Here is a 13,939-nt window from a genome sequence, read left to right on the forward strand (position 1 = left end):
CTGCTCTTTAACAATTTATCAGACAATCTGTGTGGGCACTCGCAGGATTGATATCCGCGTCTCCGGACGTAAAAAATATCAAGTCTTAAGAGTGAACACGTATTGAAATTCATTACGACGTTTTCCTTGAGCATCGCTGCACTGGTTGCAGCAAATCAAACTTTAAATTGAAGAGTTTGATCATGGCTCAGATTGAACGCTGGCGGCAGGCCTAACACATGCAAGTCGGACGGTAGCACAGAGGAGCTTGCTCCTCGGGTGACGAGTGGCGGACGGGTGAGTAATGTCTGGGAAACTGCCCGATGGAGGGGGATAACTACTGGAAACGGTAGCTAATACCGCATAACGTCGCAAGACCAAAGTGGGGGACCTCCGGGCCTCACACCATCGGATGTGCCCAGATGGGATTAGCTTGTAGGCGGGGTAACGGCCCACCTAGGCGACGATCCCTAGCTGGTCTGAGAGGATGACCAGCCACACTGGAACTGAGACACGGTCCAGACTCCTACGGGAGGCAGCAGTGGGGAATATTGCACAATGGGCGCAAGCCTGATGCAGCCATGCCGCGTGTATGAAGAAGGCCTTCGGGTTGTAAAGTACTTTCAGCGGGGAGGAAGGTGGTGAGGTTAATAACCTCATCAATTGACGTTACCCGCAGAAGAAGCACCGGCTAACTCCGTGCCAGCAGCCGCGGTAATACGGAGGGTGCAAGCGTTAATCGGAATTACTGGGCGTAAAGCGCACGCAGGCGGTCTGTTAAGTCAGATGTGAAATCCCCGGGCTTAACCTGGGAACTGCATTTGAAACTGGCAGGCTTGAGTCTCGTAGAGGGGGGTAGAATTCCAGGTGTAGCGGTGAAATGCGTAGAGATCTGGAGGAATACCGGTGGCGAAGGCGGCCCCCTGGACGAAGACTGACGCTCAGGTGCGAAAGCGTGGGGAGCAAACAGGATTAGATACCCTGGTAGTCCACGCCGTAAACGATGTCGACTTGGAGGTTGTTCCCTTGAGGAGTGGCTTCCGGAGCTAACGCGTTAAGTCGACCGCCTGGGGAGTACGGCCGCAAGGTTAAAACTCAAATGAATTGACGGGGGCCCGCACAAGCGGTGGAGCATGTGGTTTAATTCGATGCAACGCGAAGAACCTTACCTACTCTTGACATCCAGCGAACTTGGCAGAGATGCCTTGGTGCCTTCGGGAACGCTGAGACAGGTGCTGCATGGCTGTCGTCAGCTCGTGTTGTGAAATGTTGGGTTAAGTCCCGCAACGAGCGCAACCCTTATCCTTTGTTGCCAGCGATTCGGTCGGGAACTCAAAGGAGACTGCCGGTGATAAACCGGAGGAAGGTGGGGATGACGTCAAGTCATCATGGCCCTTACGAGTAGGGCTACACACGTGCTACAATGGCGCATACAAAGAGAAGCGACCTCGCGAGAGCAAGCGGACCTCATAAAGTGCGTCGTAGTCCGGATCGGAGTCTGCAACTCGACTCCGTGAAGTCGGAATCGCTAGTAATCGTGGATCAGAATGCCACGGTGAATACGTTCCCGGGCCTTGTACACACCGCCCGTCACACCATGGGAGTGGGTTGCAAAAGAAGTAGGTAGCTTAACCTTCGGGAGGGCGCTTACCACTTTGTGATTCATGACTGGGGTGAAGTCGTAACAAGGTAACCGTAGGGGAACCTGCGGTTGGATCACCTCCTTACCTGAAGATACCTTCGTGCGAAGTGCTCACACAGATTGTCTGATAGAAAGTCACGAGCAGAAAAAACCTCTACAGGCTTGTAGCTCAGGTGGTTAGAGCGCACCCCTGATAAGGGTGAGGTCGGTGGTTCAAGTCCACTCAGGCCTACCAACTTCGCACTCATGCTGCGTTATGTCTCCGGCTCGCATAGTTCACTATGCTTCGCGGAAACACGCCTTGCCTGAGCACGAAGTGCATTTCTCATGAAGTGCACGCAGTTGAGTGGTGGTAGTGGTCTCTGCAGTAACTGTATGGGGCTATAGCTCAGCTGGGAGAGCGCCTGCCTTGCACGCAGGAGGTCAGCGGTTCGATCCCGCTTAGCTCCACCATACTTGCTGTTTTTTCTGACAATACTTCAGAGCGTACCGGCGACGGTGTGCTGCGAAGTATTATGCTCTTTAACAATCCGGAACAAGCTGAAAATTTGAAACGACGCACGTCGTGTTCCTCCGTAATAAGGAACACAGCACGATGCGTTCGGGTCTCTCAAAAGCTCATAACACGCAAGCGCAAAACGCCTGTGGGTTGTGAGGTTAAGCGACCAAGCGTACACGGTGGATGCCCTGGCAGTCAGAGGCGATGAAGGGCGTGCTAATCTGCGATAAGCGCCGGTAAGGTGATATGAACCGCTACAACCGGCGATACCCGAATGGGGAAACCCAGTGTGACTCGTCACACTATCATGCAGTGAATCCATAGCGGCATGAGGCGAACCGGGGGAACTGAAACATCTAAGTACCCCGAGGAAAAGAAATCAACCGAGATTCCCCCAGTAGCGGCGAGCGAACGGGGAGGAGCCCAGAACCTGCATCAGCTTGTGCATCAGTGGAAGCGTCTGGAAAGTCGCAGGGTACAGGGTGATACTCCCGTACACAAAGGTGCACAGGCTGTGAGTTCGATGAGTAAGGCGGGACACGTGGTATCCTGTCTGAATATGGGGGGACCATCCTCCAAGGCTAAATACTCCTGACTGACCGATAGTGAACCAGTACCGTGAGGGAAAGGCGAAAAGAACCCCGGCGAGGGGAGTGAAACAGAACCTGAAACCGTGTACGTACAAGCAGTGGGAGCACCTTCGTGGTGTGACTGCGTACCTTTTGTATAATGGGTCAGCGACTTATATTCTGTAGCAAGGTTAACCGTATAGGGGAGCCGCAGGGAAACCGAGTCTTAACTGGGCGTTAAGTTGCAGGGTATAGACCCGAAACCCGGTGATCTAGCCATGGGCAGGTTGAAGGTTGGGTAACACTAACTGGAGGACCGAACCGACTAATGTTGAAAAATTAGCGGATGACCTGTGGCTGGGGGTGAAAGGCCAATCAAACCGGGAGATAGCTGGTTCTCCCGAAAGCTATTTAGGTAGCGCCTCGTGAATTCATCTCCGGGGGTAGAGCACTGTTTCGGCTAGGGGGCCATCCCGGCTTACCAACCCGATGCAAACTGCGAATACCGGAGAATGTTATCACGGGAGACACACGGCGGGTGCTAACGTCCGTCGTGAAGAGGGAAACAACCCAGACCGCCAGCTAAGGTCCCAAAGTCATGGTTAAGTGGGAAACGATGTGGGAAGGCACAGACAGCCAGGATGTTGGCTTAGAAGCAGCCATCATTTAAAGAAAGCGTAATAGCTCACTGGTCGAGTCGGCCTGCGCGGAAGATGTAACGGGGCTAAACCATGCACCGAAGCTGCGGCAGCGACGCGCAAGCGTTGCTGGGTAGGGGAGCGTTCTGTAAGCCGTCGAAGGTGTGCTGTGAGGCATGCTGGAGGTATCAGAAGTGCGAATGCTGACATAAGTAACGATAAACAAGGTGAAAAACCTTGTCGCCGGAAGACCAAGGGTTCCTGTTCAACGTTAATCGGAGCAGGGTGAGTCGACCCCTAAGGCGAGGCCGAAAGGCGTAGTCGATGGGAAACAGGTTAATATTCCTGTACTTGGTGTTACTGCGAAGGGGGGACGGAGAAGGCTATATCGGCCGGGCGACGGTTGTCCCGGTTTAAGCGTGTAGGTGTGTGTGCCAGGCAAATCCGGTGCACTTTACACTGAGGCGTGACGACGAGGCACTACGGTGCTGAAGTGATAAATGCCCTGCTTCCAGGAAAAGCCTCTAAGCATCAGGTAACACGAAATCGTACCCCAAACCGACACAGGTGGTCAGGTAGAGAATACCCAGGCGCTTGAGAGAACTCGGGTGAAGGAACTAGGCAAAATGGTGCCGTAACTTCGGGAGAAGGCACGCTGGCGCGTAGGTGAGGGGACTTGCTCCCGGAGCCGAGGCCAGTCGAAGATACCAGCTGGCTGCAACTGTTTATTAAAAACACAGCACTGTGCAAACACGAAAGTGGACGTATACGGTGTGACGCCTGCCCGGTGCCGGAAGGTTAATTGATGGGGTTATCCGTAAGGAGAAGCTCTTGATCGAAGCCCCGGTAAACGGCGGCCGTAACTATAACGGTCCTAAGGTAGCGAAATTCCTTGTCGGGTAAGTTCCGACCTGCACGAATGGCGTAATGATGGCCAGGCTGTCTCCACCCGAGACTCAGTGAAATTGAAATCGCTGTGAAGATGCAGTGTACCCGCGGCAAGACGGAAAGACCCCGTGAACCTTTACTACAGCTTGACACTGAACACTGAGCCTTGATGTGTAGGATAGGTGGGAGGCTTTGAAGCGTGGACGCCAGTCTGCGTGGAGCCGTCCTTGAAATACCACCCTTTAATGTTTGGTGTTCTAACGTGGGCCCGTAATCCGGGCTGCGGACAGTGTCTGGTGGGTAGTTTGACTGGGGCGGTCTCCTCCCAAAGCGTAACGGAGGAGCACGAAGGTTGGCTAATCCTGGTCGGACATCAGGAGGTTAGTGCAATGGCATAAGCCAGCTTGACTGCGAGAGTGACGGCTCGAGCAGGTGCGAAAGCAGGTCATAGTGATCCGGTGGTTCTGAATGGAAGGGCCATCGCTCAACGGATAAAAGGTACTCCGGGGATAACAGGCTGATACCGCCCAAGAGTTCATATCGACGGCGGTGTTTGGCACCTCGATGTCGGCTCATCACATCCTGGGGCTGAAGTAGGTCCCAAGGGTACGGCTGTTCGCCGTTTAAAGTGGTACGCGAGCTGGGTTTAGAACGTCGTGAGACAGTTCGGTCCCTATCTGCCGTGGGCGCTGGAGAATTGAGGGGGGTTGCTCCTAGTACGAGAGGACCGGAGTGAACGCACCGCTGGTGTCCGGGTTGTCACGCCAGTGGCACTGCCCGGTAGCTAAGTGCGGAAAAGATAAGTGCTGAAAGCATCTAAGCACGAAACTTGCCCCGAGATGAGTTCTCCCTGAGGCTCCGAGCCTCCTGAAGGGACGTTGAAGACGACGACGTTGATAGGCCGGGTGTGTAAGCGCAGCGATGCGTTGAGCTTACCGGTACTAATGACCCGTGAGGCTTAACCTTACAACGCCAGAGGCGTTTTGGTTGAGAGACAGAAAGAATTTTCAGCCTTGTTTACCGGATAACGCCGTGCGGCCCGAGAGGGCGGTGCGGCAGACAGAATCTGCCTGGCGGCTGTAGCGCGGTGGTCCCACCTGACCCCATGCCGAACTCAGAAGTGAAACGCCGTAGCGCCGATGGTAGTGTGGGGTCTCCCCATGCGAGAGTAGGGAACTGCCAGGCATTAAATTAAGACCAGCACGCTGGTCATGACCTTACCGGTGACGCGGAAGGGCGAAACACCTGACAGCAGAACGTTTTTCTGCGATCAGTACAGAATCGGTGGAGCGGTAGTTCAGTTGGTTAGAATACCTGCCTGTCACGCAGGGGGTCGCGGGTTCGAGCCCCGTCCGTTCCGCCACCCTTTTTAGGGGCGTAGTTCAATTGGTAGAGCACCGGTCTCCAAAACCGGGTGTTGGGGGTTCGAGTCCCTCCGCCCCTGCCAGAAAAAGAAAAATCCTTTGCGTATGCGAAGGATTTTTTTTGCCTTAAGAAAAGCAAAACAGAAAACCAGCCAGCAAAGACTGGCTTAATCCTCGCTTTCTTCCCTCTCTTTAATTCGGCACGACTGGAAACTTCAGCAACTGACGGATATACGTCTGCTGATCACTGTTTTGCAGCCATACCGCATACAAAGGCCGCACCGCCACAGACGTATCGGGCATCACTATCAGGTCGCTGTACAAGCTTTGCCAGAACTCGGGCAGAAACGCGCAGGCTCCTGTCGTGTGCAACAATTCACGCGTCACCTGTGCTGATGTCGTTGTTAATACCGGAACATCGTCCCCGCCGGAAAGATAACTTTGGTGCTGATGAAAGTCCGCGCCCCATTCCAGCTTAATATAGTCATATTTCTCACGCTTTTCGGTCTGCCGGGAACGAAACAGTGCCAGCGAGATATGACCTATCTGCTGGCTGGTCAATTCATCCATCTTTGGTGCTTCCGTCGTAATCAATAAATCCAGTTGGCGTTCATGCAACTGTTTAACTAACAAATGACGCTGCGCCACACGCGCTTCCAGGTGCAGACTTTCCCTGTTTTCGTAGAGTGTCTGAAGCCATGGCGTCAGATAGGCTTCCCAAAGTGAGGCGCTGGCACCAATGGACAGCTCATGATGCTGCTGCGTGTGCGACACTTCTTTCTTCGCCATAAGCCAGGTATTCATCAGACTTTCCGCGTAAGGCAAAAGACGCTCACCTGCCGAGGTCAAACGGATGTTGTTGCGGTGTCGGGTAAAAAGATTCACTCCCAGTTGGTTTTCTAACTGGCGGATGCGAAAACTGACAGCAGACTGCGTTAAGTAAAGTGCTTCTGCAGCACGCCCGAAATGGCGAGTTCTGCTCACTTCCAGGAAAGTTTTCAGTAATTCCGTATCCACAGCCTTCTCCCAAAATTTGTTTGTCGTATAGATTTAAATGTTTTGTTTTACACTCTGTCAAGCGTATCTAATACTCCGCGCCATAAATAGCACGGCCATAAGAGAAACAGGAGCGTGTAACATGGCGGAAAGCTTCTCAACGGAAAATCGTTTCTTTGATAACAAACATTACCCACGCGGATTTTCGCGTCATGGGGACTTTACGATTAAAGAAGCACAGCTACTTGAACGCCACGGCGTCGCGTTTAATGAGCTGGATCTTGCCAAACGTGAACCAGCGACAGAAGAAGAGCGTTTGTTCATCGAGGTATGTCGTGGTGTCCGTGAGCCGCAGACGGAAGCAGAACGTGTCTGGTCCAAATACATGACCCGTATCAAGCGTCCTAAGCGTTTTCACACGCTGTCAGGCGGTAAGCCACAAATGGATACCGTTGAAGACTACACAGAAAGCGACGATTAATGAAAAGGGGCGAAAGCCCCTTTTTACTGCAGGTTGTTATGAAGATAGGTCATGAGGCGGTCAATGCTTCGGTAACTGACGGCTTCCTGCAAATGATAACGGCTGATCGTCTCTTCACCGGCCAAATCGGCCACCGTGCGCGCCACTTTCAGGATCCGCTGCCACGCCCGTACTGATAAGCCCAACTGATTTAAAACAGACTCCAGCCACTTCGCATCCGCTGAACAAAGCGCACACCACCGTAACACCTCCGCATTAGCTAAATGAGCGTTGATTTTTCCTGAACGCGCAATCTGTCTTTGCCGGGCAACAAGCACGCGCTCGCGTACCGCCACAGAACTTTCTCCCGTCTGCTGTTGCTGGCCTAACAGTCCCGGCGGTAGCAATGGCACCTCCAGCGACAGATCAAAGCGATCAAGGAAGGGGCCGGAAAGTTTGCTGAGATAGCGTAAAATCTGCTGCGGTGAGGTGCGGTTATGCTGTCCCTGATAGTGTCCTGTCGGACTGGGATTCATCGCAGCGACTAACTGAAAACGTGCAGGGTAAACCACCTTAGCCCTGGCTCGCGAAATCGCGACTTCACCGGACTCAATGGGTTCGCGCAATGCATCCAGAACGCTGCGCTGGAATTCAGGCAATTCATCTAAGAAAAGCACTCCATTATGGGCCAGCGAGATCTCGCCGGGACGGGGCAATGCGCCGCCGCCAATGAGCGCATACAGTGAAGCACTATGATGAGGGGCCCTGAACGGCCTTTTACGCCATGAATGATGCACAGGGCCCGCATTACTCAGGCTGGCTATCGCTGCGCATTCTAAGGCCTCCTGATCGCTTAATGGCGGCATGATGCCGGGTAAACGAGTGGCAAGCATGGTTTTGCCTGTGCCTGGCGGTCCGATCAGCATCAGGTTATGTCCACCGGCCGCCGTGATCTCCAGGGCACGGCGTCCTTGTTCCTGCCCGACAATATCGCGAAGATCGTCTGTGATTTCGTCGGTGTTATCGGCGTGGGCGGTGGCAATCGTGAGTTCACCCCTGTTGTGTAAGAAAGCACAAACGTCTATCAAATGCGCGGCTACCAGCGTTGAGCCTTTACGGATTAAACCCACATCAGTCTGGTTTTCTGCTGAGAGAATCAACTGCCTGCCAGCTTTAATCGCCGCAAGGGCAGCCGGAATGGCGGCCTGTACACCACACAGAGCGCCGTTTAGCGCCAGCTCGCCCAGAAACTCATATCCGCCCAGCTTCTCTGCAGGGAGCTGTTCAGACGCGACCAGAATGGCGACAGCCATGGGCAAATCGTAGCGCCCGCCTTCCTTAGGCAGATCGGCCGGGCCCAGATTGATGGTGATTCGCCGGGCAGGGAAATCAAAGCCGCTGTTAATGATGGCGCTACGGACACGTTCGCGTGCCTCCTTGACGGTAGTTTCCGGTAAGCCCACCAACGTCAGGGCAGGCAATCCGTTGCTGATATGGACTTCAATAGTCACCAGCGGCGCATCAACCCCGATGGCTGCACGTGTCAGAACTTTTGACAAAGACATGGCCGCTCCCAAATGCGGCAAGTCTGCCCTGGCGCTTCAATGACGGCGAGGGCCAAAAGGACAAAATGTAAGCTGCGCCGTGATTTTTTTGCGCACTATACATCCGCACGCTTTTTTTGTGGAACCGGACTTTGAACGCGGTATAACCGCATCGGCATGGTTTTTTTGTCAAAGTCGGGGCTCAATAAAATAATCTTTTAATTACAAATTGATAACGAAAGAACGCAATGGGCCGCAATAAAAAACCTGATAAAAAATATTGTAATTAGCCTACTAACTATGATAACTCTGTAGGCATTACTTCGAACGAGTTAAAGAATCGAATACGTTATGAAAGCCCTTCTACTAGTGATTAGCCTTGTCGTGATTAGCGTGGTGGTGATTATTAACCCACTGTGCGGGGCAACGCTTGGAGCAAGAAAGGCTTAAAAATCAAGCCAGAACTCTAAAAAACCCCCCGCACCGAAAGGTCCGGGGGGTTTTTTTTGACCTGGCAAAATTCAGTAAATCTGCAAGGAACAAACAATGAACAGTAGCATAAAATTCTGTTGTTCCCCTCAGGCGACAGGAGAATAACGATGACAGGTGCACAATGGGTAGTTCAGGCTTTACGCGCACAAGGCGTTGATACCGTATTTGGTTACCCTGGCGGCGCCATCATGCCAGTGTACGATGCGCTATACGACGGCGGCGTCGAACACCTGTTGTGCCGTCACGAGCAGGGCGCGGTGATGGCCGCAATCGGCTATGCCCGTTCAACCGGTAAAACCGGTGTCTGCATTGCCACTTCGGGCCCCGGTGCAACAAATCTGATCACCGGCCTGGCTGATGCCATGATGGACTCCGTGCCGGTTGTCGCGTTGACCGGTCAGGTCGCTTCTGCCTTCATCGGTACGGATGCCTTTCAGGAAATCGATGTTCTCGGTCTGTCGTTAGCCTGCACCAAACACAGCTTCATGGTTGAATCGCTGGATGATTTGCCTTCCGTGATGGCCGAGGCGTTCGCCATTGCGCAGTCGGGTCGCCCCGGGCCGGTATTAGTCGATATCCCAAAGGATATTCAGCTGGCAAAAGGGGAACCTTCACCGCAGTTGATGCCGGTGGAAGAAGCGATGTCGATGCCGCATCAGGCAATTATTGACGCGCGGGCAATGATGGCGCAGGCCAAAAAACCTATGCTGTATGTCGGCGGTGGCGTCGGCATGGCGCAAGCGGTGCCGGCACTGCGCGCGTTGATGCAGGAAACCGGCATTCCCGCTGTTGCCACGCTGAAGGGCCTGGGAAGTGTGGATGCCGACAGCGAATGTTATCTGGGCATGCTGGGCATGCACGGCACTAAGGCCGCTAATCTGGCCGTCCAGTCCTGCGACCTGTTAATCGCGGTGGGTGCCCGTTTTGACGACCGCGTCACCGGTAAACTGGACACCTTCGCCCCGCTGGCCAGCGTGATCCATCTGGATGTGGACCCTGCAGAACTGAACAAGCTGCGCCGTGCACATGTGTCGCTGCAAGGCGATCTCAACCATGTCCTGCCGGCCCTGAGCCAGCCTTTACAGATTCAGGCGTGGCGCGACGAAGTCATGGCGCTGAAAGCACAGCATGCGTGGCGCTACGATCATCCCGGTGAAGCCATCTATGCGCCGTTATTACTGAAACAACTGTCCGATCGCAAACCGGCAAACACTGTTGTTACCACCGACGTAGGTCAGCATCAGATGTGGGCGGCCCAGCATATAGCCTGTGACGCGCCTGAAGATTTCATCACCTCCAGTGGCTTAGGCACAATGGGCTTTGGCCTGCCTGCGGCAATCGGCGCACAGGTTGCGCGCCCTCACGATACCGTCATCTGTGTCTCGGGCGACGGCTCTATCATGATGAATATTCAGGAACTGGGCACCATTAAGCGTGGCAAACTGCCTGTGAAAATTCTGCTGCTGGATAACCAGCGTCTGGGCATGGTTCGCCAGTGGCAGCAGCTGTTTTTTGACGGTCGCTACAGTGAAACCATCCTGACCGACAACCCCGACTTCCTCACGCTGGCCAGCGCATTTGATATCCCGGGCCAGCGAATCACCCGTAAAGATCAGGTCGACGCCGCAATCGATGCTCTGCTGAACAGTGAAGGTCCTTATTTCCTGCACGTGTCAATTGATGAGCATGAAAACGTCTGGCCATTGGTACCGCCCGGTGCCAGCAACGCCAACATGATGGAGAAAACCGTATGAACCAGCATCAATTGTCTATCGAAGCGCGCTTTCGACCTGAAATATTGGAACGCATTTTACGTGTAGTACGCCATCGTGGCTTTCAGGTGTGTTCAATGAACATGGCGACTGTGGCTAACGCCGAAAACATTAATATCGAAATGACCGTTGCCAGCCAGCGCTCTGTCGATTTACTGTCTTCCCAGTTAAGCAAACTGATGGATGTCGCCTGCGTCCAGATTCAACAACAGACATCACAACAAATCCGCGCGTAGTCGCGAAAGGAAATAATAATGAGCACCAAGAAAGCAGATTTCATTTGGTTCAACGGCGAAATGGTTAAGTGGGAAGAGGCGAAAGTCAGCGTGATGTCTCACGCTCTGCATTACGGCACCTCGGTATTTGAAGGCGTGCGCTGCTACGACTCACACAAAGGCCCGGTCGTCTTCCGTCACCGCGAGCACATGCAGCGTCTGCACGATTCCGCCAAAATTTACCGTTTCCCGATCAAGCACAGCGTTGATGAACTGATGGAAGCCTGCCGTGAAGTGATTCGCGTGAACAACCTGAAAAGCGCCTACATCCGTCCGCTGGCTTTCGTGGGCGATGTCGGTCTGGGCGTGAACCCGCCGGATGGCTTCACCACGGATGTGATTGTTGCAGCGTTCCCGTGGGGCGCTTACCTGGGCGCTGAAGCGCTGGAAAACGGCATTGATGCCATGGTGTCTTCATGGAACCGCGTTGCGCCAAACACATTGCCAACTGCAGCAAAAGCGGGCGGCAACTATCTGTCTTCCCTGCTGGTGGGCAGTGAGGCGCGCCGCCATGGCTATCAGGAAGGCATTGCGCTGGATACCAATGGCCTGATTTCAGAAGGCGCAGGCGAAAATCTGTTTGAAGTGAAAGATGGCGTGCTGTTTACCCCGCCGTTTACCTCCTCTGCACTGCCGGGCATCACCCGCGATGCCATCATCACGCTGGCGCGTAATATGGGCATCGAAGTGCGTGAACAGGCACTGTCTCGTGAATCTCTGTACCTGGCTGACGAAGTCTTTATGTCCGGCACGGCGGCAGAAATCACCCCGGTACGCAGCGTGGATCGCATTCAGGTTGGCGAAGGCAAATGTGGGCCCGTCACCAAACGCATTCAGCAGGCATTCTTTGGCCTGTTTACCGGCGAGACCGAAGACAAATGGGGCTGGCTGGACCCGGTTAACGCATAACCAGACCTTGCGCGGATGTCGCTGGATGTCCGCGATCTTATTTTGACTGGAGTAAAGAGCATGCCTAAGTACCGTTCCGCTACCACCACCCACGGCCGCAACATGGCTGGTGCCCGTGCCCTCTGGCGCGCAACAGGAATGACCGACGATGATTTCGGCAAACCGATTATCGCCGTCGTTAACTCATTCACCCAGTTTGTGCCGGGCCACGTACACCTGCGTGACCTGGGTAAGCTGGTTGCCGAGCAAATCGAAGCGGCAGGTGGCGTGGCCAAAGAGTTCAACACGATCGCGGTGGACGACGGTATTGCCATGGGCCATGGCGGCATGCTGTATTCTCTGCCTTCACGTGAGCTGATTGCCGACTCTGTCGAGTACATGGTGAACGCGCACTGTGCTGATGCCATGGTCTGCATTTCAAACTGCGACAAAATCACCCCCGGCATGTTGATGGCCGCGCTGCGCCTGAATATTCCGGTGATCTTTGTTTCCGGCGGCCCAATGGAAGCCGGTAAAACCAAACTGTCCGATCAGATCATCAAGCTGGATCTGGTGGATGCCATGATCCAGGGGGCTAACCCGAACGTCAGCGATGCTGACAGTGAGCAGATTGAACGCTCCGCCTGTCCAACCTGCGGCTCCTGTTCGGGCATGTTCACCGCAAACTCAATGAACTGCCTGACCGAAGCCCTCGGCCTGTCACAACCGGGTAACGGTTCACTGTTGGCCACCCATGCCGACCGTAAAGCGCTGTTCATTAACGCCGGTAAGCGCATCGTCAGCCTGACCAAACGCTATTACGAGCAGGATGATGTGAATATGCTGCCGCGCAACATCGCCACCAAAGCCGCGTTTGAAAATGCCATGACGCTGGATATCGCTATGGGCGGCTCTACAAATACCGTTCTGCACCTGCTGGCTGCCGCGCAGGAAGGTGAGGTGGACTTTAACATCTCTGATATCGATCGCCTGTCACGCAAAGTTCCTCAGTTGTGCAAAGTGGCACCGAGCACGCCGAAATATCACATGGAAGATGTGCACCGTGCGGGTGGCGTCATCGGTATTCTCGGCGAGCTGGATCGTGCCGGGCTGATTGACACCAGCGCCCGTAACATTCTGCAGCAGAGCCTGCGTGAAACGCTCGATCAGTACGACATCATGCTGACTCAGGATCAGGCGGTGAAGGACATGTTCCGTGCGGGTCCAGCCGGTATTCGAACGACTCAGGCGTTTTCGCAAAGTTGCCGTTGGGACACGCTGGATGATGACCGCGCTGAAGGCTGTATCCGTACGCGCGAACATGCCTATTCCCAGGATGGTGGTCTGGCCGTGCTCTACGGCAACATTGCCGAAGATGGCTGTATCGTAAAAACCGCGGGCGTCGATAAAGAGATTCTGACGTTCAGCGGCCCGGCCAAAGTTTATGAAAGCCAGGATGACGCAGTGGAAGCTATCCTCGGTGGCAAAGTGGTAGCGGGTGACGTGGTTGTGATCCGTTACGAAGGGCCAAAAGGTGGGCCGGGCATGCAGGAAATGCTGTATCCCACCACTTACCTGAAGTCGATGGGGCTGGGTAAAAGTTGTGCCCTGATCACCGACGGTCGCTTCTCTGGCGGCACCTCTGGCCTGTCAATTGGTCACGCCTCACCTGAAGCCGCTAACGGCGGCACCATCGCGCTGGTGAAAGATGGCGATATCATCGATATCGATATCCCAAACCGCGGTATCAGACTGGCCGTACCGGATAATGAACTGCATGCCCGCCGTGAAGAGCAGGAAGCCCGTGGCGACGCAGCTTACACGCCGATGAACCGTCAGCGCGACGTGTCGTTTGCCCTGCGCGCCTATGCATCGCTCGCGACCAGCGCCGATAAAGGTGCTGTGCGCGATAAGAGTAAGCTGGGAGGCTAAG

Annotated in this window: 8 protein-coding genes, 4 tRNA genes and 3 rRNA genes; 13 read left to right on the plus strand and 2 right to left on the minus strand. The window is 54.3% G+C overall.

The genetic code is table 11. From position 1 onward, the window contains the following. Positions 1-164 precede the first annotated feature (164 nt). The 7 genes from C1N59_RS00970 (at position 165) to C1N59_RS01000 (ending at position 5,662) form a co-directional block, all read left to right on the plus strand. Positions 165-1,706 (plus strand): 16S ribosomal RNA (locus C1N59_RS00970). A gap of 73 nt (positions 1,707-1,779) precedes the next feature. Next, a tRNA-Ile gene (locus C1N59_RS00975) sits at positions 1,780-1,856 on the plus strand. 142 nt (positions 1,857-1,998) lie between these two features. Beyond that, positions 1,999-2,074: transfer RNA gene (locus C1N59_RS00980), tRNA-Ala, on the plus strand. Between the two features lie 202 nt (positions 2,075-2,276). Then, a 23S ribosomal RNA gene (locus C1N59_RS00985) occupies positions 2,277-5,181 on the plus strand. Positions 5,182-5,284: 103 nt separating this feature from the next. Next, positions 5,285-5,400: ribosomal RNA gene (gene rrf, locus C1N59_RS00990) — 5S ribosomal RNA — on the plus strand. Together the 16S, 23S and 5S rRNA genes with 4 tRNA genes alongside form the textbook arrangement of a ribosomal RNA operon. 101 nt (positions 5,401-5,501) lie before the next feature. Beyond that, positions 5,502-5,578: transfer RNA gene (locus C1N59_RS00995), tRNA-Asp, on the plus strand. Between the two features lie 8 nt (positions 5,579-5,586). Next, positions 5,587-5,662 (plus strand) — tRNA-Trp (locus C1N59_RS01000). 109 nt (positions 5,663-5,771) lie between these two features. On the opposite strand, the gene hdfR is transcribed toward C1N59_RS01000, so the two are convergent. Then, a complete protein-coding gene (gene hdfR, locus C1N59_RS01005; protein WP_006121164.1) occupies positions 5,772-6,596 on the minus strand; it encodes an HTH-type transcriptional regulator HdfR in 825 nt (274 codons plus the stop codon). A gap of 121 nt (positions 6,597-6,717) precedes the next feature. Between hdfR and C1N59_RS01010 the strand changes: the two genes are divergently transcribed. After that, positions 6,718-7,056 (plus strand): DUF413 domain-containing protein, encoded by a 339-nt coding sequence (locus C1N59_RS01010; RefSeq protein ID WP_006121163.1) that lies wholly within the window; start codon positions 6,718-6,720, stop codon positions 7,054-7,056. A 23-nt stretch (positions 7,057-7,079) separates the two neighbouring features. Here C1N59_RS01010 and C1N59_RS01015 read toward each other — a convergent pair whose 3' ends face one another. Further along, a complete protein-coding gene (locus tag C1N59_RS01015) occupies positions 7,080-8,600 on the minus strand; it encodes a YifB family Mg chelatase-like AAA ATPase (protein ID WP_006121162.1) in 1,521 nt (506 codons plus the stop codon). Positions 8,601-8,930: 330 nt separating this feature from the next. Here C1N59_RS01015 and ilvL point away from each other — a divergent pair, with 330 nt between their 5' ends. From ilvL to ilvD, 5 genes are all read left to right on the plus strand, one after another. Further along, positions 8,931-9,029: an ilv operon leader peptide gene (gene ilvL, locus C1N59_RS01020; RefSeq protein ID WP_071785161.1), complete on the plus strand. Its 99-nt coding sequence runs from the start codon at positions 8,931-8,933 to the stop codon at positions 9,027-9,029. Positions 9,030-9,178: 149 nt separating this feature from the next. Next, positions 9,179-10,825 carry an acetolactate synthase 2 catalytic subunit gene (gene ilvG / locus C1N59_RS01025; RefSeq protein WP_006121161.1) on the plus strand — a complete coding sequence of 549 codons (1,647 nt, stop codon included), beginning with the start codon at positions 9,179-9,181 and terminating at the stop codon, positions 10,823-10,825. Continuing rightward, positions 10,822-11,079 carry an acetolactate synthase 2 small subunit gene (gene ilvM, locus C1N59_RS01030; protein WP_006121160.1) on the plus strand — a complete coding sequence of 86 codons (258 nt, stop codon included), beginning with the start codon at positions 10,822-10,824 and terminating at the stop codon, positions 11,077-11,079. The genes ilvG and ilvM overlap by 4 nt, the downstream gene beginning before the upstream one ends. Before the next feature lie 18 nt (positions 11,080-11,097). Further along, complete coding sequence (locus C1N59_RS01035; RefSeq protein ID WP_033738329.1) at positions 11,098-12,027, plus strand: branched-chain amino acid transaminase; 930 nt, start codon at positions 11,098-11,100, stop codon at positions 12,025-12,027. A gap of 60 nt (positions 12,028-12,087) precedes the next feature. Then, complete coding sequence (ilvD, locus tag C1N59_RS01040) at positions 12,088-13,938, plus strand: dihydroxy-acid dehydratase (protein WP_006121158.1); 1,851 nt, start codon at positions 12,088-12,090, stop codon at positions 13,936-13,938. The last annotated feature ends 1 nt before the right edge of the window (position 13,939 follow it).

Source organism: Pantoea sp. SGAir0183 (assembly GCF_043545505.1).

What these genes read in the sequence shown, in the direction of transcription:
- ilvG (WP_006121161.1), top strand. Translation starts at nt 9,179, where the DNA reads ATGACAGGTGCACAATGGGTAGTTCAGGCTTTACGCGCACAAGGCGTT.
- ilvM (WP_006121160.1), top strand. Translation starts at nt 10,822, where the DNA reads ATGAACCAGCATCAATTGTCTATCGAAGCGCGCTTTCGACCTGAAATA.
- ilvD (WP_006121158.1), top strand. Translation starts at nt 12,088, where the DNA reads ATGCCTAAGTACCGTTCCGCTACCACCACCCACGGCCGCAACATGGCT.
- ilvL (WP_071785161.1), top strand. Translation starts at nt 8,931, where the DNA reads ATGAAAGCCCTTCTACTAGTGATTAGCCTTGTCGTGATTAGCGTGGTG.
- C1N59_RS01015 (WP_006121162.1), bottom strand. Translation starts at nt 8,600, where the DNA reads ATGTCTTTGTCAAAAGTTCTGACACGTGCAGCCATCGGGGTTGATGCG.
- C1N59_RS01010 (WP_006121163.1), top strand. Translation starts at nt 6,718, where the DNA reads ATGGCGGAAAGCTTCTCAACGGAAAATCGTTTCTTTGATAACAAACAT.
- C1N59_RS01035 (WP_033738329.1), top strand. Translation starts at nt 11,098, where the DNA reads ATGAGCACCAAGAAAGCAGATTTCATTTGGTTCAACGGCGAAATGGTT.